Source organism: Citrobacter sp. wls615 (genome assembly GCF_005281355.1).
Taxonomy (GTDB): Bacteria; Pseudomonadota; Gammaproteobacteria; order Enterobacterales; family Enterobacteriaceae; genus Citrobacter; species Citrobacter werkmanii.
Genome location: NZ_SZXM01000027.1, coordinates 88,253 through 113,040 on the forward strand (window position 1 = coordinate 88,253; position 24,788 = coordinate 113,040).

Below are 24,788 nucleotides of genomic sequence, written 5' to 3' on the forward strand. Positions count from 1 at the left end.
CCTTGAGGCTGACATCCGTCATACTGGTCACAACCGCGCCAAAGCAGTACACTATGCGCCCTGCATTTCAGCCACAATTTCGCAAGAGCAAGTCGATGACCAAAAAACTCCATATTAAAACCTGGGGCTGTCAGATGAACGAATACGATTCATCGAAGATGGCCGATCTGCTGGATGCCACTCATGGGTATCAACTGACCGACGTGGCGGAAGAAGCGGATGTGCTGCTGCTGAATACCTGCTCAATCCGTGAGAAGGCTCAGGAAAAAGTTTTCCATCAGTTGGGCCGCTGGAAGCTGTTAAAAGAGAAAAACCCCAATCTCATCATCGGTGTCGGTGGCTGTGTCGCGTCACAAGAAGGCGACCATATTCGCCAGCGCGCCCACTACGTCGATATTATTTTTGGGCCGCAGACTCTGCATCGCCTGCCGGAAATGATCAACAAAGTACGTGGAAGCACTAGCCGTAGCCCGGTAGTTGATATCAGTTTCCCGGAGATAGAAAAGTTTGACCGCCTGCCGGAACCGCGTGCTGAAGGTCCAAGCGCGTTTGTGTCCATCATGGAAGGCTGTAATAAATATTGTACCTACTGCGTGGTGCCCTACACCCGCGGTGAGGAAGTCAGCCGCCCGGCGGATGACATCCTGTTCGAAATCGCTCAGCTTGCGGCGCAAGGCGTGCGTGAAGTGAACCTGCTGGGGCAAAACGTCAACGCCTGGCGCGGTGAGAACTATGACGGCACAACAGGATCCTTTGCTGACCTGCTGCGTCTGGTGGCGGCGATCGACGGCATTGACCGCATCCGCTTCACCACCAGCCATCCGATCGAATTCACCGATGATATCGTTGAAGTTTATCGCGACACGCCGGAGCTGGTGAGCTTCCTGCACCTGCCGGTACAGAGCGGTTCAGATCGCGTACTGAATCTGATGGGGCGCACCCATACCGCGCTGGAATACAAAGCGATTATCCGCAAACTGCGCGCAGCGCGTCCGGACATTCAGATTAGCTCGGATTTCATCGTTGGCTTCCCAGGCGAAACCACACAGGATTTCGAGCAGACCATGAAGCTGATTGCAGACGTGAATTTTGACATGAGCTACAGCTTTATCTTCTCTGCGCGTCCTGGCACCCCGGCCGCCGATATGGTTGACGACGTACCGGAAGAAGAGAAAAAACAGCGTCTGTATATCCTGCAGGAGCGTATCAACCAGCAGGCCATGGCCTGGAGCCGTCGTATGGTCGGCACAATCCAGCGCATTTTGGTTGAAGGTACGTCGCGCAAAAGCATCATGGAGTTGTCAGGACGTACCGAAAACAACCGTGTCGTGAACTTTGAAGGCACACCGGAAATGGTCGGTAAGTTTGTGGATGTTGAAATTACCGATGTCTGGACAAACTCCCTGCGCGGTAAAGTGGTTCGCACCGAAGACGAAATGGGTCTGCGCATCGCAGAATCCCCTGAGTCGGTCATTGCGCGTACCCGCAAAGAAAACGATCTGGGTGTAGGTATTTACCAGCCTTAATCTTCTGGCCCGTCAGCTCTGGCGGGCCTTGTATTTCCTCCTGCAATCCCCATATTTATTGCAATGCTTGCGCCTTTTCCCTATGGCGTGAATAATTTCCTTAGATGCCGGTAAATGTTCAGCGTCCGGCGAGACATGCTAAAGAGGAACAGTTTGAACATAGACACTCGCGAAATCACCCTTGAACCCGCAGACAACGCCCGCCTGTTGAGCCTTTGCGGTCCATTTGATGACAACATCAAACAGTTGGAACGTCGTCTCGGCATCGAAATTAACCGTCGGGATAACCACTTTAAGCTGACCGGTCGCCCAATTTGCGTCACCGCTGCGGCTGATATTTTACGCAGCCTGTATGTCGATACCGCCCCAATGCGCGGTCAGACCCAGGACATTGAACCTGAGCAAATTCATCTGGCGATTAAAGAAGCGCGAGTGCTTGAGCAAAGCGCGGACAGCGTGCCGGAATTTGGCAAAGCGGTGAATATCAAAACCAAACGCGGAGTGATTAAACCGCGTACGCCAAACCAGGCACAGTATATCGCCAACATTCTCGATCACGACATCACCTTCGGCGTTGGCCCTGCGGGTACGGGTAAAACGTATCTTGCGGTTGCCGCCGCGGTCGATGCACTTGAGCGCCAGGAGGTCCGTCGAATTCTGCTGACCCGTCCGGCAGTGGAAGCGGGTGAAAAACTGGGCTTCCTGCCGGGAGATCTCAGCCAGAAAGTCGATCCGTATTTACGTCCGCTGTATGACGCGCTATTCGAAATGCTCGGTTTTGAGAAGGTCGAAAAACTGATCGAGCGTAACGTCATTGAGGTGGCGCCGTTGGCCTATATGCGCGGTCGTACCTTGAACGATGCGTTCATCATTCTTGATGAAAGCCAGAACACCACCATCGAACAGATGAAAATGTTCCTGACCCGTATCGGCTTTAACTCCAAAGCGGTCATCACCGGCGATATCACTCAGATTGACCTGCCGCGTAGCACCAAGTCAGGTCTGCGTCATGCCATTGAGGTGCTGGCCGAAGTCGACGAGATTAGTTTTAATTTCTTCCACAGCGAAGACGTGGTTCGCCACCCGGTAGTCGCCCGTATCGTCACGGCGTATGAAGCCTGGGAAGAAGCAGAACAGAAACGTAAAGCCGAGCTGGCAGCGGAACGCAAGCGCGAAGCTCAGGAGCAGGAGCAAAAATGAGTCAGGTTATTCTCGATTTACAGCTGGCATGTGAAGACGAAACCGGTTTACCCACAGAAAGTCAGTTTCAGGGCTGGCTGAATGCGGTAATCCCGCAGTTTCAGGAAGAGTCTGAAGTGACGATTCGCCTGGTCGATGACGCGGAAAGCCACGAGCTGAACCTGACCTATCGCGGAAAAGATAAATCAACCAACGTGCTCTCTTTCCCGTTTGAAGCTCCGCCGGGCATTGAGATGCCGCTGCTGGGCGATCTGATCATCTGCCGTCAGGTGGTTGAGAAAGAAGCTCAGGAGCAAGGTAAGCCGCTTGAAGCCCACTGGGCGCACATGGTGGTGCACGGTAGCCTGCATTTACTCGGCTACGACCATATCGAAGATGATGAAGCGGAAGAAATGGAATCCCTCGAAACAGAGATTATGCTTGCTCTGGGCTATGAGGATCCGTACATTGCCGAGAAGGAATAAGCCGTCGGGCATCTGCCCGGGCTTCCCATGAAGCCATGCGCTGAGTTTACGCGCATTGAGCGATCTATTAACTAACATGAGAACCCATACGACGCCATGAGCGACGACAATTCACACAGTAGTGACACGTTAACCAGCAAAAAGGGATTCTTTTCCCTGTTACTGAGCCAACTTTTCCACGGTGAACCCAAAAACCGCGACGAACTGTTGGAGCTGATCCGTGATTCCGGGCAGAACGACCTTATCGATGAAGATACGCGTGATATGCTCGAAGGGGTGATGGACATTGCGGACCAGCGTGTTCGCGACATCATGATCCCCCGCTCGCAAATGATTACCCTGAAACGCAACCAGACCCTGGATGAATGCCTCGATGTCATTATCGAGTCAGCCCACTCGCGTTTCCCGGTGATCAGCGAAGACAAAGATCACATTGAAGGGATTCTGATGGCCAAAGATCTGCTGCCGTTTATGCGCAGCGATGCCGAAGCTTTCAGCATGGAGAAAGTGTTACGCCAGGCGGTTGTCGTACCGGAAAGCAAGCGCGTTGACCGCATGCTGAAAGAGTTCCGCTCCCAGCGTTATCATATGGCTATCGTCATCGACGAGTTCGGCGGTGTCTCTGGTCTGGTGACCATTGAGGACATCCTTGAACTGATTGTTGGTGAAATCGAAGATGAGTACGACGAAGAAGATGATATCGACTTCCGTCAGCTCAGTCGCCACACCTGGACCATTCGCGCGCTGGCGCCAATTGAGGACTTCAACGAAGCCTTTGGCACCCACTTTAGCGACGAAGAAGTCGATACCATTGGCGGTTTGGTCATGCAGGCCTTTGGTCATCTGCCCGCTCGTGGGGAGACTATCGACATTGATGGTTACCAGTTCAAAGTGGCAATGGCCGACAGCCGTCGTATTATTCAGGTTCATGTCAGAATTCCGGACGACTCACCCCAGCCCAAACTGGACGAATAAACCCGAAACTGGATCTAAGACTACATGGCATTTGCCTCACTAATTGAACGCCAGCGCATTCGCCTGCTGCTGGCGTTATTATTCGGTGCCTGCGGGACGCTGGCTTTCTCTCCGTATGACATCTGGCCTGCGGCGATCGTATCGCTGATGGGCCTGCAGGCTCTCACCCTCAACCGCCGTCCACTTCAGTCAGCCGCTATCGGCTACTTCTGGGGCCTGGGGTTGTTTGGTTCCGGCATTAACTGGGTCTACGTCAGCATCGCGCAGTTTGGCGGTATGCCAGGTCCGGTTAACGTTTTCCTTGTGGTACTGCTTGCCGCCTACCTTTCACTCTATACCGGTCTGTTTGCTGGCGTGTTGTCACGCCTGTGGCCGAAAACAACCTGGCTACGCGTCGCCATTGCCGCGCCGGTTGTCTGGCAGATAACCGAGTTCCTGCGGGGCTGGGTGCTGACCGGCTTTCCGTGGCTGCAGTTCGGCTACAGCCAGATTGACGGCCCGCTAAAAGGGCTGGCGCCGGTGATGGGCGTTGAAGCGATAAACTTCCTGCTGATGATGGTCAGCGGCCTGCTGGCGCTGGCTATCGTACAGCGTAACTGGCAATCGCTGATTGCTGGCATGGTGCTTTTCGCTCTGCCCTTCCCGCTGCGCTATATCCAGTGGTATACGCTTGAGCCGGAAAAAACGACTCAGGTTTCGATGGTCCAGGGTGACATTCCACAATCACTCAAATGGGATGAGGGTCAGCTACTTAACACGCTGAAAATTTATCTCGACGCCACCCAGCCCGAAATGGGCAAATCACAGCTGATCATCTGGCCGGAGTCCGCTATCCCGGACCTGGAAATTAACCAGCAGCGTTTTTTGAGCATGATGGATGACCTGCTGAAATCGAAAAACAGCACGTTGATTACCGGTATCGTAGACGCGCGGCTGAATAAGCAGAACCGTTACGACACCTACAACACCATCATCACGTTGGGTAAAGACAGTCCGTACAGCTACGACTCCAGCAACCGCTACAACAAAAACCATCTGGTACCGTTTGGCGAGTTTGTCCCGCTGGAATCGATCCTGCGCCCGTTAGCGCCGTTCTTTGACCTGCCTATGTCGTCGTTCAGCCGCGGACCGTATGTGCAGCCACAGCTGCATGCGCATGGCTTTAAGCTGACCGCAGCTATCTGCTACGAAATCATTCTTGGCGAACAGGTTCGTGATAACTTCCGCCCGGATACGGACTATCTGCTCACCATCTCTAACGATGCGTGGTTTGGTAAGTCTATCGGCCCGTGGCAGCACTTCCAGATGGCGCGTATGCGTTCCCTGGAACTGGCGCGCCCGCTGCTGCGTAGCACCAACAACGGTATTACGGCGGTGATTGGTCCACAGGGTGAAATTCAGGCGATGATCCCGCAGTTTACCCGTCAGGTGCTGACCACCAGCGTGACGCCAACCACGGGCTTAACCCCGTATGCCCGGACCGGTAACTGGCCGCTATGGCTGCTTACCGCGCTGTTTGGCTTTGGCGCGCTGGTAATGAGCCTGCGCCAGCGTCGTAAATAACCTTCCTTCCCCAAGCCGGATAACGATTTGTTTATCCGGCCGACAAACTCCCTACCCTGCCCATTATGGCACGCCTATTGCTTTGTTATACAAGGCAAACGCCGTTTTGGCTGAATGTGCAACCTGGTCGCACCAAAGTTGAGCTTTGGTAGCACCTGAAAAGTGCAACAAGATATTTTTGCCCCCAAATGGTGCGGCGCACTTCGCAAAAATAAACAATAACACAGCAAATTCTTTACATTCATCCAAACTAAATGTTAACAAACATATACAAGACTGCACGTTTAAGTAGCAAACAATAACAACATCACAATGGGTATCAATGCGTCCCTGGCGCAGACGATAAAGGAGTTGGATATGCAATTACGTAAGCTCGCCACTGCCATGCTGGTCATGGGAATGTCCGCCGGTCTGGCGCACGCAGAAGACGCAGCACCAGCGGCAGGCAGCACGCTGGACAAGATCGCCAAAAATGGCGTTATCGTTGTCGGCCACCGTGAATCATCGGTACCGTTTTCTTACTACGATAATCAGCAAAAAGTGGTCGGTTATTCACAGGATTACTCCAACGCCATCGTTGAAGCCGTGAAGAAAAAACTCAACAAGCCTGACCTACAGGTAAAACTGATCCCGATCACCTCACAGAACCGTATCCCGCTGCTGCAAAACGGTACCTTCGACTTTGAATGTGGCTCCACCACCAATAACGTCGAGCGTCAAAAACAAGCGGCATTCTCTGACACTATTTTCGTTGTTGGCACCCGTCTGCTGGCGAAAAAAGGCGGTGATGTTAAAGATTTCGCTGACCTGAAAGGCAAGGCCGTGGTCGTGACTTCGGGTACCACCTCGGAAGTGCTGCTGCACAAGCTGAACGAAGAACAAAAAATGGATATGCGCATCATCAGCGCGAAGGACCATGGTGACTCTTTCCGTACTCTGGAAAGCGGCCGCGCCGTTGCCTTTATGATGGATGACGCCCTGCTGGCTGGCGAACGCGCGAAGGCGAAGAAACCAGACAACTGGGAGATCGTCGGCAAGCCACAGTCTCAGGAAGCCTACGGCTGCATGCTGCGCAAAGATGACCCTGAGTTCAAAAAGCTGATGGACGACACTATCGCCAAGGCGCAGACCTCAGGCGAAGCGGAAAAATGGTTTGATAAGTGGTTTAAAAACCCAATTCCACCGAAGAACCTGAACATGAATTTCGAACTGTCAGACGAGATGAAAGCCCTGTTCAAAGAACCGAATGATAAAGCGCTTAACTAACTAAAATAAATGGGAGGCTTCCCCTCCCTCTCGATTGCTACTCGGCACGGACAGACTATAAGCCTGATGGTCGTTCCCCATCAGGCCTGAAAACCGCAAAACGCCGAATAACAATCTTCGAGGGTAGCGCTGCTACCCTTTTTTTTCTGGAGTAGATTTATGTCTATAGACTGGAACTGGGGTATTTTTTTACAACAAGCCCCGTTCGGCAACACCACCTATCTCGGCTGGCTTTGGAGTGGCTTCCAGGTCACGGTCGCGTTATCCATCACCGCCTGGATTATCGCTTTCCTCATAGGCTCATTATTCGGCATCTTACGTACCGTTCCAAATCGTTTTCTTTCCGGGATCGGCACGCTATACGTTGAGCTTTTTCGTAACGTTCCGCTCATCGTCCAGTTTTTCACCTGGTATCTGGTTATTCCTGAACTGCTTCCGGAAAACATTGGGATGTGGTTCAAGGCTGAGTTGGATCCCAACATCCAGTTCTTCCTCTCATCGATGCTTTGTCTGGGTCTGTTTACCGCCGCGCGCGTCTGCGAACAGGTTCGTGCCGCTATTCAGTCTCTGCCTCGTGGGCAGAAAAACGCCGCACTGGCGATGGGGCTGACGTTACCTCAGGCCTACCGCTATGTTCTGTTGCCAAACGCATACCGCGTGATTGTTCCGCCAATGACCTCAGAGATGATGAACCTGGTGAAGAACTCCGCGATCGCCTCCACCATCGGCCTGGTCGATATGGCTGCTCAGGCAGGTAAGCTGCTGGATTACTCCGCCCACGCTTGGGAATCGTTTACGGCTATTACCCTGGCCTACGTGCTGATTAACGCAGTCATCATGCTGGTGATGAATCTCGTCGAACGCAAGATCCGCCTGCCGGGCAATATGGGAGGCAAATAATGTACGAATTTGACTGGAGTTCTATTGTCCCTTCCCTGCCGTACCTGCTGGACGGGCTGATCATCACGCTGAAAATCACCGTCACGGCGGTCGTCATTGGTATCGTATGGGGAACTATCCTGGCCGTCATGCGTCTGTCCAGCTTCGCGCCGATAGCCTGGTTTGCGAAAGGCTACGTCAACGTATTCCGTTCTATTCCACTGGTGATGGTACTGCTGTGGTTCTACCTGATTGTGCCTGGCTTCCTGCAAAACGTATTGGGTCTGTCGCCAAAAACCGATATTCGCCTGATCTCGGCGATGGTCGCGTTTTCGATGTTTGAAGCCGCGTACTATTCAGAGATTATCCGGGCTGGGATCCAGAGTATTTCTCGTGGACAGTCCAGCGCCGCGCTGGCGCTGGGGATGACCCACTGGCAGTCGATGAAGCTCATTATTCTGCCGCAGGCCTTCCGCGCGATGGTGCCGCTGCTGCTTACCCAGGGTATCGTACTCTTCCAGGATACCTCGCTGGTCTATGTATTAAGTCTGGCAGATTTCTTCCGTACCGCCTCCACCATTGGCGAGCGTGACGGCACGCAGGTTGAAATGATCCTGTTTGCTGGCGCCGTTTATTTTGTATTCAGTCTGAGCGCATCGTTGTTGGTCAGCTATTTGAAGAAAAGGACAGTTTAATGATTACCCTGAAAAATGTTTCTAAATGGTATGGTCACTTTCAGGTGCTGACCGACTGCTCCACGGAAGTGAAAAAAGGCGAAGTAGTCGTGGTTTGCGGTCCTTCAGGTTCCGGTAAATCCACGCTGATCAAAACGGTGAACGGTCTGGAGCCGGTACAACAGGGCGTCATCACGGTTGATGGCACCGTGGTGAACGACAAAAAAACCGATCTGGCCAAACTGCGCTCCCGTGTGGGTATGGTGTTCCAGCACTTTGAACTGTTCCCGCATCTGTCGATTATTGAAAACCTGACGCTGGCGCAGGTAAAAGTGCTTAAACGCGACAAAAAACCAGCCCGCGACAAAGCGCAAAAGTTACTGGAACGTGTCGGTCTGTCTGCGCATGCCGAGAAGTTTCCGGCTCAGCTCTCCGGGGGCCAGCAACAGCGTGTCGCCATCGCCCGGGCGCTGTGCATGGATCCTATCGCCATGCTGTTTGACGAACCAACGTCGGCGCTTGATCCTGAAATGATCAACGAAGTGCTGGACGTTATGGTTGAACTGGCCAACGAAGGGATGACCATGATGGTGGTGACCCACGAAATGGGCTTTGCGCGGAAAGTAGCGAACCGGGTAATCTTCATGGATGAAGGGAAAATTGTTGAAGACTCACCGAAAGAAGAGTTCTTCGCCAATCCGAAGTCGGACCGCGCCAAAGACTTCCTCGCCAAAATCCTGCACTAATCTTGCTGGCGCGCACCGCTATGTGCGCGCCACCTCACGCTTTATCTCTTCACTTCTCGAAACAGGTACAGCCCAGCGTTACCCTTGTCACAAAGTCCCACTTACAAGGAGCAACAATGGCACTTCCTATTCTGTTTGATTGCGATCCAGGTCATGACGACGCTATCGCAATTGTTCTCGCCCTCGCCTCACCTGAACTGAATGTGAAAGCAATCACCTCTTCTGCCGGCAACCAGACGCCCGACAAAACGCTGCGTAACGTATTACGCATGTTAACGTTACTCAACCGTACGGATATCCCCGTAGCCGGCGGAGCCGTAAAACCGCTGATGCGCGATCTGATTATTGCCGATAACGTCCACGGTGAGAGTGGGCTGGATGGCCCGGCATTGCCGGAACCCGCTTTCGCTCCTCTGGACTGTACCGCCGTGGAACTGATGGCTAAAGTGCTGCGCGAAAGTCCGGAACCAGTCACGATTGTCTCCACCGGGCCGCAAACTAACGTCGCATTGCTTTTGAACAGCCACCCGGAATTGCACGCCAAAATCGCCCGTATCGTGATTATGGGTGGTGCGATGGGCCTCGGGAACTGGACGCCCGCGGCGGAATTCAATATCTATGTTGATCCTGAAGCCGCTGAGATCGTATTCCAGTCGGGTATCCCAGTGGTAATGGCCGGGCTGGACGTCACGCATAAAGCGCAAATACATCGTGAAGATACCGAGCGATTCCGCGCTATCGGCAACCCTGTTTCGACGATCGTGGCAGAACTACTCGACTTTTTCTTTGAATATCATAAAGACGAAAAATGGGGATTCATCGGCGCGCCGCTGCACGACCCATGTACCATTGCCTGGCTGCTGAAACCTGAACTGTTTACCACCGTCGAGCGCTGGGTCGGCGTGGAAACCCAGGGCAAATACACCCAGGGGATGACTGTGGTGGATTATTACTTCCTGAGCGGCAATAAGCCAAACGCCACCGTGATGGTGGACGTGGATCGCCAGGGGTTTGTCGATCTGCTGGCAGAACGTTTAAGATATTACGCGTAAAAATGTAGGCCGGATAAGGCGCTTGCGCCACCATCCGGCATATTGCCTGATGGCGATGCTGACACATCTTATCAGGCCTACAAATGACGTTTGGCACGTCTAATCATTAAGGCTCAAACGGCCTGCGCTGGAACTGATCGTGCCCGCATTTCGGGCACAGCGGCAGTACATCCGGGGTGTATACCGCTAAATGGAAGTGGCACTTCTCGCAGACCAGATTGCCCAGGCCAACCACCTCGCCGCTGTGATAAACCCCATGATGGCTGAGATCCTGAAAGACTTCGCGCCATTCGAGCTGCGTTTTATCGGTAATATCGGCCAGTTCTTGCCAGATACTCTCTTTGATAACCCGCATAAAGACGCTGTCCGTCTCCTCATCGAGACTCTCTTCATAACTCAACGCAAACTCTTCTAAGTCGCGTCTAACGGCCCGAATGACCTCTTCCACCTCGGTTCGCGTTAACTCCCCGGTCTGCATAACTCGCTGACGCGCCTGCTCCACCAGCGCATCAATATCGCGTTCGCCGTTACGCAGGCGTTCGCTCAGTGAAGCCACCAGTTCACGGTAATATTGAGCAACCTTGTTCATCACTTCACCTCCTGGGTCGTTAACTGTCTATAATAATAGACGTTATTTACGCTACGCTTTGCAAGACTGTCCACAGAGTGTGTAAATTCGTGCAAGAATTATCCTTGCGGGAATTCAACGCTGAATGCGCGAAAGGCTGTTTTGGCGCGGGCGTTTGGGCTATGCTATGCGGATCTGAAACACCACATCTAGAGCTACGTTTGTAGCTGTATTGAAAACAGGACCACTGGCTGCCATGCAAGAGCAATACCGCCCGGAAGAGATAGAATCCAAAGTACAGCTTCACTGGGATGAGAAGCGCACATTTGAAGTGACCGAAGACGAGAGCAAAGAGAAGTATTACTGCCTGTCTATGCTTCCCTATCCTTCTGGTCGACTACACATGGGCCACGTACGTAACTACACCATCGGTGACGTAATCGCCCGCTACCAGCGTATGCTTGGCAAAAACGTACTGCAGCCCATTGGCTGGGATGCGTTCGGTCTGCCTGCGGAAGGCGCTGCGGTGAAAAACAACACCGCTCCGGCACCGTGGACGTACGACAACATCGCCTACATGAAAAACCAGCTCAAAATGCTGGGCTTTGGTTATGACTGGAGCCGCGAGCTGGCGACCTGCACCCCGGAGTACTACCGTTGGGAACAGAAGTTCTTCACCGAGCTGTACAAAAAAGGCCTGGTGTATAAGAAAACCTCTGCGGTCAACTGGTGCCCGAACGATCAGACCGTTCTCGCCAACGAGCAGGTTATCGACGGCTGCTGCTGGCGTTGCGATACCAAAGTTGAGCGTAAAGAGATCCCGCAGTGGTTTATTAAAATCACCGCTTACGCTGACGAACTGCTGCGCGATCTGGATAACCTGGATCACTGGCCAGACACCGTTAAGACTATGCAGCGCAACTGGATCGGCCGTTCTGAAGGTGTGGAAATCACCTTCGACGTGAACGGTTACGACAACACGCTGACCGTCTATACCACCCGCCCGGACACCTTTATGGGGGCGACCTACCTGGCCGTTGCCGCAGGTCATCCGCTGGCGCAGAAAGCTGCCGCGAACAACCCTGAACTGGCCGCCTTCATTGACGAATGCCGTAACACCAAGGTTGCTGAAGCCGAAATGGCGACCATGGAGAAGAAAGGCGTCGACACTGGCTTTAAAGCGGTTCACCCGCTGACTGGCGAAGAAATCCCGGTTTGGGCGGCAAACTTTGTCCTGATGGAATACGGCACAGGCGCAGTGATGGCCGTTCCGGGTCACGATCAGCGCGACTACGAATTTGCCACCAAATATGGCCTGACCATCAAGCCGGTCATTCTGACCGCCGAAGGCGCAGAGCCGGATCTGTCGGAACAAGCTCTGACCGAAAAAGGCGTGCTGTTTAACTCCGGTGAGTTCGATGGCCTCGACTTCGAAGCTGCCTTCAACGCCATTGCTGACAAGCTGGTCGCAAAAGGCGTGGGTGAGCGTAAAGTTAACTATCGTCTGCGCGACTGGGGCGTTTCCCGTCAGCGTTACTGGGGCGCGCCGATTCCGATGGTGACGCTGGAAGACGGTACTGTACTGCCAACGCCTGAAGATCAGCTGCCGGTTATTCTGCCGGAAGATGTGGTCATGGATGGCATCACCAGCCCGATCAAAGCCGATCCTGAGTGGGCGAAAACCACCATTAACGGCATGCCTGCGCTGCGTGAAACCGACACCTTCGATACCTTTATGGAATCCTCCTGGTACTACGCGCGTTATACCTGCCCGCAGTACAACGAAGGCATGTTGGATCCAGAAGCCGCTAACTACTGGCTGCCAGTTGATATCTACATTGGCGGTATCGAACACGCCATCATGCACCTGCTCTACTTCCGCTTCTTCCATAAGCTGATGCGCGACGCGGGCATGGTGAACTCTGACGAACCGGCTAAACAGCTGCTGTGTCAAGGCATGGTGCTGGCAGATGCGTTCTATTACGTGGGTGCCAACGGCGAGCGTAACTGGGTTTCTCCGGTTGATGCCATCGTTGAACGCGACGAAAAAGGTCGTATCGTGAAGGCGAAGGACGCCGAAGGTCATGAACTGGTGTATACCGGCATGAGCAAGATGTCCAAGTCCAAAAACAACGGCATCGACCCGCAGGTGATGGTTGAACGTTACGGTGCGGACACCGTGCGTCTGTTTATGATGTTCGCCTCTCCGGCTGACATGACCCTGGAATGGCAGGAATCCGGCGTTGAAGGAGCTAACCGCTTCCTGAAACGTGTCTGGAAACTGGTTTACGAACATACTTCCAAAGGTGATGTTGCTGCCCTGAACGTTGATGCTCTGAGCGAAGATCAAAAAGCGCTGCGCCGCGACGTGCACAAAACTATCGCTAAAGTCACCGATGATATCGGTCGTCGTCAGACCTTCAACACCGCAATTGCGGCGATTATGGAGCTGATGAACAAGCTGGCGAAAGCGCCGCAGGAAGACGAGCAGGACCGTGCCCTGATGCAGGAAGCGTTGCTGGCCGTTGTGCGTATGCTTAACCCGTTCACCCCACACGTTTGCTTCACCCTGTGGCAGGCGCTGAAAGGCGAAGGCGATATCGATAACGCACCGTGGCCGGTAGCTGACGAAAGCGCTATGGTTGAAGACTCAACGCTGGTTGTCGTTCAGGTTAACGGTAAAGTACGTGGCAAAATCACCGTTCCGGTAAACGCCACCGAAGAACAGGTTCGTGAACGTGCTGGCCAGGAGCATCTGGTAGCAAAATATCTTGATGGCGTTACCGTACGTAAAGTGATTTATGTACCGGGTAAACTCCTCAATCTGGTCGTTGGCTAAGCGCGGGAGGAAGCGTGCGACTTCTGACAACATTGTTGTTATCTCTGGCGGTGCTGGTCACCGCCGGGTGTGGTTGGCACCTGCGTAGTACTACGCAGGTTCCACCCTCAATGCAAACCATGATCCTGAACTCTGGCGATCCGAATGGCCCGTTAAGCCGCGCGGTGCGTAATCAACTGCGTCTGAACGGCGTTACGCTGCTTGAAGATGGTTCAATGCGTAAAGATGTGACGTCCTTACGGCTGGGAGGAGTGAGTCTCTCAAAGGATACGGCGTCGGTATTCCAGAACGGTCAAACGGCTGAATACCAGATGATAATGTCCGTAAGAGCTACCGTGCTGATTCCAGGACACGATATCTACCCCATCAGCGCCAAAGTTTATCGTTCGTTCTTTGATAACTCTCAGGCTGCACTGGCGAAGGATAACGAGCAGGACATGATCATCAAAGAGATGTACGACAAAGCGGCGGAACAGTTGATTCGTAAGCTGCCAAGCGTTCATCTGGCCGATACTCGGTCATCCAGTGCCGATGCTGAGCAAGCAGCGACGCCAGCCGCAGCGCCAGCGTCATCTCCGGCGCGTGTTTCCACCACGCTGGGTAACTGATGCTCAAGCTGTACCCTGAACAACTCCGCGCACAGCTCAATGAAGGGCTGCGCGCGGCGTATTTACTACTGGGCAACGATCCCCTCTTATTGCAGGAAAGCCAGGATGCCATCCGTCTGGCTGCCGCAACGCAAGGATTCGAAGAACACCACGCTTTTACTCTGGACACCAGCACCGACTGGGGAGAAATATTTTCACTCTGCCAGGCGATGAGCTTGTTTGCCAGTCGTCAAACTCTGCTTTTGCAGTTGCCTGAAAATGGCCCCAATGCCGCCATTAACGAACAACTCACGTCGCTCGTCACTCTGCTGCATGACGATTTGCTGCTGATTGTTCGCGGCAACAAACTGACTAAGGCGCAGGAAAACGGCGCATGGTATACCGGGCTGGCAAATAACGCGGTTCAGGTTAGCTGCCAGACACCGGAACAAGCACAGCTTCCACGCTGGGTTGCCGCGAGAGCGAAAATTAACAACCTGCAACTGGATGACGCCGCCAATCAGCTATTGTGCTATTGCTATGAAGGTAACCTGTTAGCTCTGGCGCAAGCACTTGAGCGGCTAGCATTACTGTGGCCTGATGGCAAACTCACGCTGCCTCGCGTGGAGAAAGCCGTTAACGATGCCGCGCACTTTACGCCATTCCACTGGGTGGATGCGTTGCTGATGGGCAAAAGCAAACGCGCGCTGCACATCCTGCAACAGTTACGCCTTGAAGGCAGCGAGCCGGTTATTTTACTGCGTACGATACAGCGCGAATTGCTGCTACTGGTCAATCTGAAACGGCAATCGGCCCATACGCCCTTGCGCACGTTGTTTGATAAACATCGTGTGTGGCAAAATCGCCGTGGCATGATGGGCGATGCGCTTAACCGGCTACATCCGGAACAGCTGCGTCAGGCGGTGACGCTGTTAACACGTACGGAAATTACGCTTAAACAAGACTATGGTCAGTCAGTGTGGGCGGAACTTGAGGGACTTTCCCTTTTGCTCTGCCATAAATCGCTGGCCGATGTTTTTATTGATGGTTGATATGAAATCATTGCAGGCTCTGTTCGGCGGCACCTTTGATCCGGTGCATTATGGTCATCTTAAACCGGTTGAAATTCTGGCGAATCTGATTGGCCTTTCCCGGGTCATCATCATGCCCAATAACGTGCCGCCACATCGCGCGCAACCCGAAGCATCCGGCGAACAACGTAAGCGCATGGTTGAGCTGGCCATTGCCGATAAGCCGCTGTTTTCTCTGGATGAACGCGAACTCAAACGCGATACAGCTTCCTACACCGCGCAAACGCTACAAGAATGGCGCGAAGAGCAAGGTCCGGAAGTGCCGTTAGCGTTTATTATTGGTCAGGACTCGCTGCTTACCTTTCCGTCCTGGCATGACTACCACACGATTCTGGGTAACACGCATCTCATTGTGTGCCGACGTCCAGGCTATCCCCTCGAAATGGCGCAGGAAAAGCACCAGCAGTGGCTGGAGGATCATCTGACCCATTCGCCGGAAGACCTGCACAACCTGCCCTGCGGGAAAATTTACCTGGCCGAAACGCCGTGGTTTAACATTTCCGCCACGCTGATCCGCGAGCGCCTGGAAAAAGGCGAGCCGTGCGACGACTTACTACCAGGCGCAGTGCTTGACTATATCAATCAACAAGGGCTGTATCGCTAAGCGCCTTACGTAATGCCGCCAGCAGTCGGTTATTCTCTTCCATGCTGCGAACGGCTACCCGATAATAGCGCGTATCCAGCCCCGGATAGTTGGCGCAACTGCGGATCAAAACATGTTGTTCGAGCATGGCGCGTTGCAGATCAACATCCGCCCGATCGCAGCGTAATAAACGATAATTAGCCCGGCCGGGATACACCGTCAGGCCGGACAGTGCTTGCAACTGTTGATCAAACCGCGCGCCCTCTTGCTCCAGCCATTTCCACGTCGCCTGCTGATAGGCGCTATCGCGTAAAATAATCTCGCCTGCAAGGGCAGCAAACGCATTAATTGACCACGGCATTTGTTGTCTACGCATCTGTGCAACGGCGTGCTGGTTACTGTTGACCAGATACCCCAGACGCAATCCCGGTATCGCATAGAATTTCGTCAGCGAGCGCAGCACCCAAATATGTGGATTCCCGTGCAGCAGCGGGATAAACCCCGGCTCACCGGCAATAAAATCAATAAATGCCTCATCAAGGATCAACGCAATCCCAAGCCGCTCACAACGGGCGGCGATCTCGTGCAACAGGCGGTTATCGGGCAGTAGCCCGGTGGGATTGTTGGGCGTACAGAGAAACAGGCAGTCCAGTTCTGGGGTTAACGCATCGAGGATGGCCTCGGTAAGCTGCCAGCCATCCTCTTCACGCAGCGCAAATTCATGAATCGTGCAGTCCCCCCATTGCAACGCCCGACGATATTCCGCAAATCCGGGCGTGACAATCATCGCATGGCGTGGCTTAAGGCCATGCACCAGGGTAAAAATAGACTCGGTCTCACCGTTTCCGGCCAGGATCCACGAGGCCGGAATCTGATGATGATCCGCCAGCGCCGTATGCAACTGAGCGTAATCGACATCCGGGTAACGCTCCGCGCAGTCCAGATTGTCGATAATCGCGCGTTTTAAACTTGCTGGCATACCCAGCGGGTTAATATTCGCGCTAAAATCCAGCAATTGTTCAGGCGAGATACCCAACAATTCGGCGGCTTCTCGGATATTACCACCATGCGCGCTCTTCAATAAAGACATCGTGCCGCTCCACGTAAAAAAGGGTATTTTAGTGAAAAAACTCTGCGCAATCAGGGCAAACATCATATTTTGTGCGAATAGCTTCACGAGGAAAACATGAGACTCTGGTTAGTACGGCATGGCGAAACCGACGCCAATGTCGCCGGATTATACAGCGGCCACGCTCCCACTGCGCTAACGGAGCGGGGGATCGCACAGGCGCAAACAGTGGGCAAGTTGTTACATAATCTTCCCGTTGACAACGTGCTTTGCAGCGAACTCGAACGCGCCCGCCATACAACCCGGTTGATCTTAGGCGATCGCGACCTCCCGGTACGTATTATGCCTGAGCTGAATGAGATGTTTTTTGGTGACTGGGAAATGCGCCACCATCGCGATTTAGCACGTGAAGACGCTGAAAATTACGCCTTATGGTGTAACGACTGGCAGAACGCAACGCCAACAAATGGCGAAGGCTTTCAGGCATTTTCTCAGCGGGTTGAACGCTTCATTGCCCAGCTTGCCGATTATAAAGCGAGTCAAAACCTGCTGGTGGTGAGTCATCAGGGCGTGCTGAGCGTGTTGATTGCCCGCCTGCTGTCCATGCCGGCTGCGGCAATGTGGCATTTCCGCGTCGAACAAGGCTGCTGGAGCGCGATAGATTTATGTGACGATTTCGCGGTACTGAAAGTGCTTAACAGCCGGGCCGTATGGCATGACGGGGAGTGAATGCGCGGTTTTTTCTGCCGAAGGGCCTCTCTCCCATTGACACCCCCTGACAGGCTGTTATCCTCCGCAACCTGACTTTTCCCGCCTTTCAGAGCTTTGCAGAAATTGTTTTACAAAAATGGCGATGCATTCTGTGGCGTGGGGTGGGATGATAGCGCACTTCAAAAGCGCTTTCGGAGACATTTGTCCCGATATCGCCTCTGGTTCAGGTATACTAACAGACGTTTTTAACTCTTTTCACCCAGGGGGAACACTTGCAGGGTAAAGCACTCCAGGATTTTGTAATCGACAAAATTGATGACCTGAAAGGTCAAGACATCATCGCCTTAGACGTTCAGGGCAAATCCAGCATCACTGATTGCATGATTATCTGCACTGGCACGTCCAGCCGTCACGTTATGTCCATCGCAGATCACGTTGTTCAGGAGTCCCGCACTGCCGGCCTGCTGCCGCTCGGCGTGGAAGGCGAGAACGTCGCTGACTGGATCGTCGTTGACCTCGGCGATGTGATTGTCCACGTGATGCAGGAAGAAAGCCGTCGCCTGTACGAACTGGAAAAACTCTGGAGTTAATGCGTGAAGCTGCAACTTGTCGCTGTGGGTACGAAAATGCCTGACTGGGTACAAACCGGATTTACCGAGTATCTGCGTCGGTTTCCGAAAGATATGCCCTTTGAGCTGATCGAAATCCCGGCAGGAAAACGCGGCAAGAACGCGGACATTAAACGCATTCTCGACAAAGAGGGTGAGCAGATGCTGGCCGCCGCAGGCAAGAACCGCATCGTCACCCTTGATATTCCGGGCAAACCCTGGGACACGCCGCAGCTGGCGACCGAACTGGAGCGCTGGAAACTGGACGGCCGCGACGTCAGTCTGCTGATCGGCGGGCCGGAAGGTCTTTCTCCCACTTGTAAAGCAGCGGCGGAACAAAGCTGGTCACTCTCTGCGTTAACCCTTCCTCACCCTCTTGTTCGGGTTCTGGTAGCGGAGAGTCTGTACAGGGCGTGGAGCATTACCACCAACCATCCTTATCACCGTGAGTGATCATTGATTCTTGAGTAGATTAAGCAGCGGATGAAACTACAGAATTCTTTTCGCGACTATTCGGCTGAGTCCGCGCTGTTTGTGCGCCGGGCGCTGGTCGCTTTTTTGGGGATTTTGCTGCTGACCGGCGTGCTGATCGCCAACCTGTATAATCTGCAAATCGTTCGTTTTACTGATTATCAGACACGTTCGAACGAGAACCGCATTAAACTGGTACCTATTCCTCCCAGTCGCGGCATTATCTATGACCGCAACGGAATTCCGCTTGCCCTTAACCGCACCATTTATCAGATTGAAATGATGCCGGAGAAGGTAGACAACATTCAGGATACGCTCGACGCGCTGCGCAACGTCGTAGATCTGACGGACGACGATATTGCCGCGTTTAAAAAAGAGCGCGCCCGTTCACACCGCTTCACCTCTATTCCGGTAAAAACCAACCTGACGGAAGTTCAGGTCGCACGGTTTGCCGTTAATCAATATCGCTTTCCTGGCGTTGAAGTCAAAGGCTATAAACGCCGCTACTACCCTTACGGTTCCGCCCTGACCCACGTGATTGGCTACGTATCGAAGATCAACGATAAAGACGTGGACCGCCTGGACAAAGACGGCAAACTGGCTAACTACGCGGCGACGCACGATATCGGTAAGCTCGGTATTGAACGCTATTATGAAGACGTGCTGCATGGACAGACCGGCTATGAAGAAGTTGAAGTCAACAACCGCGGTCGTGTCATTCGTCAGCTTAAAGAGGTCGCGCCGCAGGCCGGGCATGATATTTATCTCACGCTGGATTTGAAGCTCCAGCAGTATATTGAAACGCTGTTGGCGGGGAGCCGCGCCGCCGTGGTGGTCACCGACCCGCGTACCGGTGGCGTTCTGGCGCTGGTCTCCATGCCAAGCTACGACCCCAACCTGTTTGTGGATGGCATCTCTAGTAAAGATTATTCCGGGTTGCTCAATGACCCGAATACCCCATTGGTTAACCGCGCCACGCAAGGCGTTTATCCTCCAGCGTCGACGGTTAAGCCTTACGTTGCGGTTTCTGCGTTAAGCGCAGGCGTCATCACTCGCAATACCGGTCTGTTCGATCCGGGCTGGTGGCAGTTACCCGGCTCTGAGAAACGTTACCGCGACTGGAAAAAGTGGGGTCACGGCCACCTGAACATCACCCGCTCTCTGGAAGAGTCCGCGGATACGTTTTTCTATCAAATCGCCTATGATATGGGGATAGACCGGCTTTCCGAGTGGATGAGCAAGTTTGGCTACGGTCAATATACGGGCATCGATCTTGCCGAAGAACGTTCCGGAAACATGCCAACCCGAGAATGGAAGCAAAAACGGTTTAAAAAGCCATGGTACCAGGGTGATACCATTCCGGTCGGCATCGGTCAGGGTTACTGGACGGCAACCCCTATCCAGATGAGTAAAGCGCTGATGATCCTTATCAACGACGGTTTGGTAAAAGTCCCGCATCTGCTGATGAGCACGGCAGAAAACGGCAAGCAAGTCCCATGGGTGCAGCCGCACGAACCGCCCGTTGGCGATATTCATTCCGGTTACTGGGAAATCGCCAAAGACGGTATGTACGGCGTCGCTAACCGCCCTAACGGGACTGCACATAAATATTTCGCTGGCGCGCCATACAAAATTGCGGCGAAATCCGGTACCGCACAGGTCTTTGGCCTGAAAGCTAATGAAACCTATAACGCGCATAAAATCGCCGAACGTTTACGTGACCACAAGTTAATGACGGCCTTCGCACCTTACGATAAACCCCAGGTCGCTGTCGCCATGATCCTTGAAAACGGCGGTGCGGGTCCGGCTGTAGGGACGATTATGCGCCAGATCCTTGACCACATTATGTTGGGCGACAACAACACCAATCTGCCTGCGGAAAACCCAGCGGTTGCAGCAGCTGAGGACCAATAATCGTGACGGATAATCCGAACAAAAAAACATTTTGGGACAAAATCCACATCGATCCCACCATGTTGCTTATTTTGCTGGCTCTGCTGGTCTACAGCTCGCTGGTCATCTGGAGCGCCAGCGGCCAGGATATTGGCATGATGGAGCGTAAGGTCGGCCAGATCGCGATGGGTCTGGTCATCATGGTGGTGATGGCGCAAATTCCGCCCAGGGTTTATGAAGGTTGGGCGCCCTATCTCTATATCTTCTGCATCATTCTGTTGGTGGCAGTTGATGCCTTCGGCGCTATTTCCAAAGGCGCCCAGCGCTGGTTGGATTTGGGGATCGTGCGCTTTCAGCCTTCTGAAATCGCCAAGATTGCCGTGCCGCTGATGGTCGCACGCTTCATCAACCGCGACGTCTGCCCGCCATCGCTAAAAAATACCGCGATTGCGCTGGTGCTGATTTTTATGCCCACGCTGCTGGTTGCCGCTCAGCCTGACCTCGGCACCTCAATTCTGGTTGCCCTTTCTGGCCTGTTTGTCCTGTTCCTTTCTGGTTTGAGCTGGCGCTTAATCGGTGTGGCAGTCGTTTTGGTCGCCGCGTTTATTCCGATACTGTGGTTCTTCCTGATGCATGACTACCAGCGTCAGCGCGTCATGATGTTACTCGACCCTGAAACCGATCCGCTGGGCGCGGGCTATCACATTATTCAGTCTAAAATTGCTATTGGTTCCGGCGGATTACGCGGTAAAGGCTGGCTGCACGGTACGCAGTCGCAACTTGAGTTTTTACCCGAACGCCACACTGACTTTATCTTCGCCGTCTTAGCGGAAGAACTGGGTCTGGTGGGAATCTTGATTTTGCTGACGCTGTACATTTTGCTGATTATGCGCGGGTTGTGGATCGCGGCTCGCGCACAAACCACCTTTGGCCGCGTCATGGCGGGTGGTTTAATGTTGATATTATTCGTTTATGTCTTCGTAAATATTGGTATGGTGAGCGGTATTCTCCCTGTGGTTGGGGTTCCACTCCCACTGGTCAGTTACGGAGGCTCAGCACTGATCGTGCTGATGGCCGGGTTCGGGATTGTTATGTCGATCCACACCCATAGAAAAATGTTGTCGAAAAGCGTGTAAGGGGTACGCAATGCGTAAGCAGTGGCTTGGTATCTGCATCGCAGCAGGAATGCTCGCGGCGTGTTCGAATGATGATGGTCAGCAACAGGTTGCTGTCGCGCCGCAGCCTGCGGTGTGTAATGGTCCGATTGTTGAAATCAGCGGGGCCGATCCGCGCTTTGAACCCCTGAACCCAACGGCGAATCAGGACTACCAGCGTGATGGTAAGAGCTACAAAATAGTCCAGGATCCCTCCCGCTTTAGTCAGGCCGGGCTTGCCGCTATTTATGATGCGGAGCCTGGAAGCAATTTAACCGCGTCTGGTGAAGCGTTTGATCCAATGCAGTTGACCGCTGCGCACCCGACGCTGCCGATCCCAAGCTATGCCAGAATCACCAACCTGGCAAACGGCAGGATGATCGTCGTGCGCATTAACGATCGCGGCCCTTATGGCAACGATCGCGTAATTTCACTTTCACGTGCCGCCGCCGATCGACTGAACACGTCTAACAACACCAAAGTGCGTATCGACCCGATCATCGTCGCTCAGGATGGTTCATTATCTGGACCGGGTATGGCCTGTACGACCGTGGCGAAACAAACCTATGCCCTGCCCGCTCGCCCTGATTTAAGCGGTGGTGGCACTATGTCTTCCGCACCGGATGCGGGCCAGCCGCAAAATGACATCCGCCCTATCAGCAATTCCACGCTGAAAAGCGAAGATGCCAGCGGTGCGCCGGTCAACAGCAGTGGTTTCCTCGGCGCACCGACAACGCTTGCTGCTGGTGTGCTTGAAGGCAGTGAACCCGCGCCTGCGCCACAGCCTGTAACCGCCGCACCCGCAGCATCAACTGCCCCGGTATCAGCGCCAGCGACCGTTGCCGCGCCAACCGCTGCGACCAACGGACGCTATGTCGTTCAGGTCGGTGCCGTTAGCGATCAAACCCGAGCGCAGCAGTATCAAAAGCGCTTAAGTCAGCAGTTTGGCGTCCCAGGACGGGTAGTGCAAAACGGCGCGGTATGGCGTATTCAGATGGGGCCATTCGCCAGCAAAACTGAAGCCTCCTCATTGCAGCAGCGTCTTCAATCCGAGGCGCAATTACAGTCCTTCATCACCGGCATGTAATAACGTAAACCGGGTATCTGAATTGTCAATTTCCGTAAATGACATTAACAAAGTCACGCGGAAAGTCAGATGCCTGCCCGTTATGCATTTGCTATAGTAGGGCACTTTTTTTAATTTCATCACGGACGTCGTAGTTCAGACCATGAAGACCACTTTTTCCGCTCGTTTCGTGCAGCGTATGGCGCTCACCGCGGCTCTCTGCGCAGCTACTCTCTCTGCTGCCCATGCCGATGACCTGAATATTAAAACCATGATCCCCGGCGTTCCGCAGATCGATGCGGAGTCGTATATCCTGATTGATTACAACTCAGGTAAAGTTCTGGCAGAACAGAATGCTGACACTCGCCGCGACCCCGCCAGCCTGACCAAAATGATGACCAGCTACGTCATCGGCCAGGCGATGAAAGCCGGGAAGTTCAAAGAAACCGATCTGGTCACCGTCGGCAATGACGCATGGGCTACGGGTAACCCGGTCTTTAAAGGTTCATCGCTGATGTTCCTCAAGCCAGGCATGCAGGTTCCTGTCTCTCAGTTGATCCGTGGTATTAACCTGCAGTCCGGGAACGACGCATGTGTGGCGATGGCTGACTTCGCTGCCGGTAGCCAGGATGCTTTCGTCGGCCTGATGAACAGCTATGTGAACGCGCTGGGTCTGAAAAACACCCACTTCCAGACCGTTCATGGTCTTGATGCTGACGGTCAGTACAGTTCAGCCCGCGATATGGCGATGATTGGTCAGGCGCTGATTCGCGATGTGCCTAATGAATACTCTATCTATAAAGAAAAAGAGTTCACCTTTAACGGCATTCGTCAGTTAAACCGTAACGGTCTGCTGTGGGATAACAGCCTGAATGTTGACGGTATCAAAACCGGTCACACCGATAAAGCTGGCTATAACCTTGTTGCATCCGCAACCGAAGGCCAGATGCGTCTGATCTCCGCCGTAATGGGTGGCCGCACCTATAAAGGTCGCGAAACCGAAAGCAAAAAACTGCTGACCTGGGGCTTCCGTTTCTTCGAAACCGTCAACCCGCTGAAAGTGGGTAAAGAATTTGCCTCAGAACCCGCCTGGTTTGGTAACACCGATCGCGCATCGTTAGGTGTCGATAAGGATGTCTACCTGACCATTCCGCGCGGCCGTATGAAAGATCTGAAAGCAAGTTATGTGCTGAACACCACTGAACTGCACGCGCCGCTGCAGAAAAATCAGGTTGTCGGTACCATCAACTTCCAGCTTGATGGCAAAACCATCGAGCAGCGCCCACTGGTCGTGCTGCAGGAAATCCCGGAAGGCAACTTCTTTGGGAAAATCATTGATTACATTAAATTAATGTTCCACCACTGGTTTGGCTAAAAATCGAACACTTGAAAGTGTGATTTACGTCCCCATATACTAGGTATCCAGATAACTCCCACGCGCTGTGGGAGTTATTATTTTTTGATGTAACGCCGGAGCTGACATGAAAACCAAACTTAACGAACTGCTTGAATTCCCTACTCCATTTACTTACAAAGTAATGGGGCAGGCGTTGCCTGAGCTGGTTGATCAGGTGGTTGAAGTGGTACAGCGCCATGCGCCAGGTGATTACTCTCCGACGGTAAAACCGAGCAGCAAAGGCAACTACCACTCGGTCTCTATCACCATCACTGCTACGCACATTGAGCAGGTTGAAACGCTGTACGAAGAATTAGGTAATATCGATATCGTACGCATGGTGCTGTAAAACCTGTCGGTTACCCGCTGCATCCCCGCTCGGGTAACCTCTTCCTCCTGTGATATAC

At 53.3% G+C, this 24,788-nt stretch carries 24 protein-coding genes; 22 read left to right on the forward strand and 2 right to left on the reverse strand.

Annotated elements, in window-relative coordinates; translation table 11 throughout:
- Positions 1–95: 95 nt before the first annotated feature.
- The 10 genes from miaB to rihA all read left to right on the forward strand — a co-directional run bounded on the left by miaB (position 96) and on the right by rihA (position 10,345).
- Positions 96–1,526: a tRNA (N6-isopentenyl adenosine(37)-C2)-methylthiotransferase MiaB gene (miaB, locus tag FDX04_RS10095; protein ID WP_042309792.1), complete on the forward strand. Its 1,431-nt coding sequence runs from the start codon at positions 96–98 to the stop codon at positions 1,524–1,526.
- 153 nt (positions 1,527–1,679) lie between these two features.
- The gene (locus FDX04_RS10100) at positions 1,680–2,726 is read left to right on the forward strand and encodes a PhoH family protein (RefSeq protein WP_042309794.1); all 1,047 of its coding nucleotides are present in this window, start codon (positions 1,680–1,682) and stop codon (positions 2,724–2,726) included.
- A complete protein-coding gene (gene ybeY, locus FDX04_RS10105) occupies positions 2,723–3,190 on the forward strand; it encodes an rRNA maturation RNase YbeY (protein ID WP_137370878.1) in 468 nt (155 codons plus the stop codon). Before FDX04_RS10100 ends, ybeY begins: the two co-directional genes overlap by 4 nt.
- Positions 3,191–3,286: 96 nt before the next feature.
- The gene (gene corC, locus FDX04_RS10110; RefSeq protein ID WP_038638785.1) at positions 3,287–4,165 is read left to right on the forward strand and encodes a CNNM family magnesium/cobalt transport protein CorC; all 879 of its coding nucleotides are present in this window, start codon (positions 3,287–3,289) and stop codon (positions 4,163–4,165) included.
- Between the two features lie 24 nt (positions 4,166–4,189).
- On the forward strand, positions 4,190–5,728 hold the full coding sequence (lnt, locus tag FDX04_RS10115; protein WP_137370879.1) for an apolipoprotein N-acyltransferase: 1,539 nt from the start codon (positions 4,190–4,192) through the stop codon (positions 5,726–5,728).
- A 357-nt stretch (positions 5,729–6,085) separates the two neighbouring features.
- Positions 6,086–6,994 (forward strand): glutamate/aspartate ABC transporter substrate-binding protein GltI, encoded by a 909-nt coding sequence (gltI, locus tag FDX04_RS10120; RefSeq protein WP_003022762.1) that lies wholly within the window; start codon positions 6,086–6,088, stop codon positions 6,992–6,994.
- Between the two features lie 159 nt (positions 6,995–7,153).
- Positions 7,154–7,894: a glutamate/aspartate ABC transporter permease GltJ gene (gene gltJ, locus FDX04_RS10125; protein ID WP_137370880.1), complete on the forward strand. Its 741-nt coding sequence runs from the start codon at positions 7,154–7,156 to the stop codon at positions 7,892–7,894.
- On the forward strand, positions 7,894–8,568 hold the full coding sequence (gene gltK, locus FDX04_RS10130) for a glutamate/aspartate ABC transporter permease GltK (RefSeq protein WP_003022757.1): 675 nt from the start codon (positions 7,894–7,896) through the stop codon (positions 8,566–8,568). The genes gltJ and gltK overlap by 1 nt, the downstream gene beginning before the upstream one ends.
- The gene (gene gltL, locus FDX04_RS10135) at positions 8,568–9,293 is read left to right on the forward strand and encodes a glutamate/aspartate ABC transporter ATP-binding protein GltL (RefSeq protein WP_003022754.1); all 726 of its coding nucleotides are present in this window, start codon (positions 8,568–8,570) and stop codon (positions 9,291–9,293) included. The genes gltK and gltL overlap by 1 nt, the downstream gene beginning before the upstream one ends.
- Before the next feature lie 116 nt (positions 9,294–9,409).
- On the forward strand, positions 9,410–10,345 hold the full coding sequence (gene rihA / locus FDX04_RS10140) for a pyrimidine-specific ribonucleoside hydrolase RihA (protein ID WP_137370881.1): 936 nt from the start codon (positions 9,410–9,412) through the stop codon (positions 10,343–10,345).
- 106 nt (positions 10,346–10,451) lie between these two features.
- On the opposite strand, the gene FDX04_RS10145 is transcribed toward rihA, so the two are convergent.
- The gene (locus FDX04_RS10145; protein ID WP_137360502.1) at positions 10,452–10,934 is read right to left on the reverse strand and encodes a zinc ribbon-containing protein; all 483 of its coding nucleotides are present in this window, start codon (positions 10,932–10,934) and stop codon (positions 10,452–10,454) included.
- Between the two features lie 235 nt (positions 10,935–11,169).
- Here FDX04_RS10145 and leuS point away from each other — a divergent pair, with 235 nt between their 5' ends.
- From leuS to nadD, 4 genes are read left to right on the forward strand one after another with little or no spacing between them, the layout of a single operon-like run.
- Positions 11,170–13,752: a leucine--tRNA ligase gene (gene leuS / locus FDX04_RS10150; RefSeq protein WP_094301018.1), complete on the forward strand. Its 2,583-nt coding sequence runs from the start codon at positions 11,170–11,172 to the stop codon at positions 13,750–13,752.
- 14 nt (positions 13,753–13,766) lie between these two features.
- Complete coding sequence (lptE, locus tag FDX04_RS10155) at positions 13,767–14,360, forward strand: LPS assembly lipoprotein LptE (protein WP_137360501.1); 594 nt, start codon at positions 13,767–13,769, stop codon at positions 14,358–14,360.
- The gene (holA, locus tag FDX04_RS10160) at positions 14,360–15,391 is read left to right on the forward strand and encodes a DNA polymerase III subunit delta (protein WP_137360500.1); all 1,032 of its coding nucleotides are present in this window, start codon (positions 14,360–14,362) and stop codon (positions 15,389–15,391) included. Before lptE ends, holA begins: the two co-directional genes overlap by 1 nt.
- A gap of 1 nt (position 15,392) precedes the next feature.
- Positions 15,393–16,034 carry a nicotinate-nucleotide adenylyltransferase gene (gene nadD, locus FDX04_RS10165; protein ID WP_137360499.1) on the forward strand — a complete coding sequence of 214 codons (642 nt, stop codon included), beginning with the start codon at positions 15,393–15,395 and terminating at the stop codon, positions 16,032–16,034.
- On the opposite strand, the gene cobD is transcribed toward nadD, so the two are convergent.
- Entirely contained in the window at positions 16,009–17,103 is a 1,095-nt protein-coding gene (gene cobD / locus FDX04_RS10170) for a threonine-phosphate decarboxylase CobD (protein WP_137360498.1), read from the reverse strand. The two genes, nadD and cobD, sit on opposite strands and share 26 nt — an antisense overlap.
- 96 nt (positions 17,104–17,199) lie before the next feature.
- Here cobD and FDX04_RS10175 point away from each other — a divergent pair, with 96 nt between their 5' ends.
- The 8 genes from FDX04_RS10175 to ybeD all read left to right on the forward strand — a co-directional run bounded on the left by FDX04_RS10175 (position 17,200) and on the right by ybeD (position 24,730).
- The gene (locus FDX04_RS10175; protein WP_042309809.1) at positions 17,200–17,811 is read left to right on the forward strand and encodes an adenosylcobalamin/alpha-ribazole phosphatase; all 612 of its coding nucleotides are present in this window, start codon (positions 17,200–17,202) and stop codon (positions 17,809–17,811) included.
- Between the two features lie 254 nt (positions 17,812–18,065).
- Positions 18,066–18,383 (forward strand): ribosome silencing factor, encoded by a 318-nt coding sequence (gene rsfS, locus FDX04_RS10180; RefSeq protein ID WP_003022728.1) that lies wholly within the window; start codon positions 18,066–18,068, stop codon positions 18,381–18,383.
- 3 nt (positions 18,384–18,386) lie between these two features.
- Positions 18,387–18,854, forward strand: a complete 468-nt coding sequence (rlmH, locus tag FDX04_RS10185; RefSeq protein ID WP_115614971.1) for a 23S rRNA (pseudouridine(1915)-N(3))-methyltransferase RlmH — start codon at positions 18,387–18,389, stop codon at positions 18,852–18,854.
- Positions 18,855–18,884: 30 nt separating this feature from the next.
- The gene (mrdA, locus tag FDX04_RS10190; protein WP_006685528.1) at positions 18,885–20,786 is read left to right on the forward strand and encodes a peptidoglycan DD-transpeptidase MrdA; all 1,902 of its coding nucleotides are present in this window, start codon (positions 18,885–18,887) and stop codon (positions 20,784–20,786) included.
- 2 nt (positions 20,787–20,788) lie between these two features.
- Entirely contained in the window at positions 20,789–21,901 is a 1,113-nt protein-coding gene (gene mrdB, locus FDX04_RS10195; RefSeq protein WP_006685529.1) for a peptidoglycan glycosyltransferase MrdB, read from the forward strand.
- A 10-nt stretch (positions 21,902–21,911) separates the two neighbouring features.
- Entirely contained in the window at positions 21,912–23,006 is a 1,095-nt protein-coding gene (gene rlpA / locus FDX04_RS10200; RefSeq protein WP_137360497.1) for an endolytic peptidoglycan transglycosylase RlpA, read from the forward strand.
- Positions 23,007–23,148: 142 nt separating this feature from the next.
- Positions 23,149–24,360, forward strand: coding sequence for a D-alanyl-D-alanine carboxypeptidase DacA (gene dacA / locus FDX04_RS10205; protein ID WP_038638745.1), 1,212 nt, complete (start codon positions 23,149–23,151; stop codon positions 24,358–24,360).
- Between the two features lie 106 nt (positions 24,361–24,466).
- Positions 24,467–24,730, forward strand: a complete 264-nt coding sequence (ybeD, locus tag FDX04_RS10210) for a DUF493 family protein YbeD (protein WP_003022706.1) — start codon at positions 24,467–24,469, stop codon at positions 24,728–24,730.
- Positions 24,731–24,788: the final 58 nt, after the last annotated feature.

Bases quoted from the DNA above. Each gene is read 5' to 3' on its own strand.
- miaB (WP_042309792.1), top strand. From the start codon at position 96: ATGACCAAAAAACTCCATATTAAAACCTGGGGCTGTCAGATGAACGAA.
- ybeY (WP_137370878.1), top strand. From the start codon at position 2,723: ATGAGTCAGGTTATTCTCGATTTACAGCTGGCATGTGAAGACGAAACC.
- corC (WP_038638785.1), top strand. From the start codon at position 3,287: ATGAGCGACGACAATTCACACAGTAGTGACACGTTAACCAGCAAAAAG.
- lnt (WP_137370879.1), top strand. From the start codon at position 4,190: ATGGCATTTGCCTCACTAATTGAACGCCAGCGCATTCGCCTGCTGCTG.
- gltI (WP_003022762.1), top strand. From the start codon at position 6,086: ATGCAATTACGTAAGCTCGCCACTGCCATGCTGGTCATGGGAATGTCC.
- gltJ (WP_137370880.1), top strand. From the start codon at position 7,154: ATGTCTATAGACTGGAACTGGGGTATTTTTTTACAACAAGCCCCGTTC.
- gltK (WP_003022757.1), top strand. From the start codon at position 7,894: ATGTACGAATTTGACTGGAGTTCTATTGTCCCTTCCCTGCCGTACCTG.
- gltL (WP_003022754.1), top strand. From the start codon at position 8,568: ATGATTACCCTGAAAAATGTTTCTAAATGGTATGGTCACTTTCAGGTG.
- rihA (WP_137370881.1), top strand. From the start codon at position 9,410: ATGGCACTTCCTATTCTGTTTGATTGCGATCCAGGTCATGACGACGCT.
- FDX04_RS10145 (WP_137360502.1), bottom strand. From the start codon at position 10,934: ATGAACAAGGTTGCTCAATATTACCGTGAACTGGTGGCTTCACTGAGC.
- leuS (WP_094301018.1), top strand. From the start codon at position 11,170: ATGCAAGAGCAATACCGCCCGGAAGAGATAGAATCCAAAGTACAGCTT.
- holA (WP_137360500.1), top strand. From the start codon at position 14,360: ATGCTCAAGCTGTACCCTGAACAACTCCGCGCACAGCTCAATGAAGGG.
- nadD (WP_137360499.1), top strand. From the start codon at position 15,393: ATGAAATCATTGCAGGCTCTGTTCGGCGGCACCTTTGATCCGGTGCAT.
- cobD (WP_137360498.1), bottom strand. From the start codon at position 17,103: ATGTCTTTATTGAAGAGCGCGCATGGTGGTAATATCCGAGAAGCCGCC.
- FDX04_RS10175 (WP_042309809.1), top strand. From the start codon at position 17,200: ATGAGACTCTGGTTAGTACGGCATGGCGAAACCGACGCCAATGTCGCC.
- mrdA (WP_006685528.1), top strand. From the start codon at position 18,885: ATGAAACTACAGAATTCTTTTCGCGACTATTCGGCTGAGTCCGCGCTG.
- rlpA (WP_137360497.1), top strand. From the start codon at position 21,912: ATGCGTAAGCAGTGGCTTGGTATCTGCATCGCAGCAGGAATGCTCGCG.
- dacA (WP_038638745.1), top strand. From the start codon at position 23,149: ATGAAGACCACTTTTTCCGCTCGTTTCGTGCAGCGTATGGCGCTCACC.
- ybeD (WP_003022706.1), top strand. From the start codon at position 24,467: ATGAAAACCAAACTTAACGAACTGCTTGAATTCCCTACTCCATTTACT.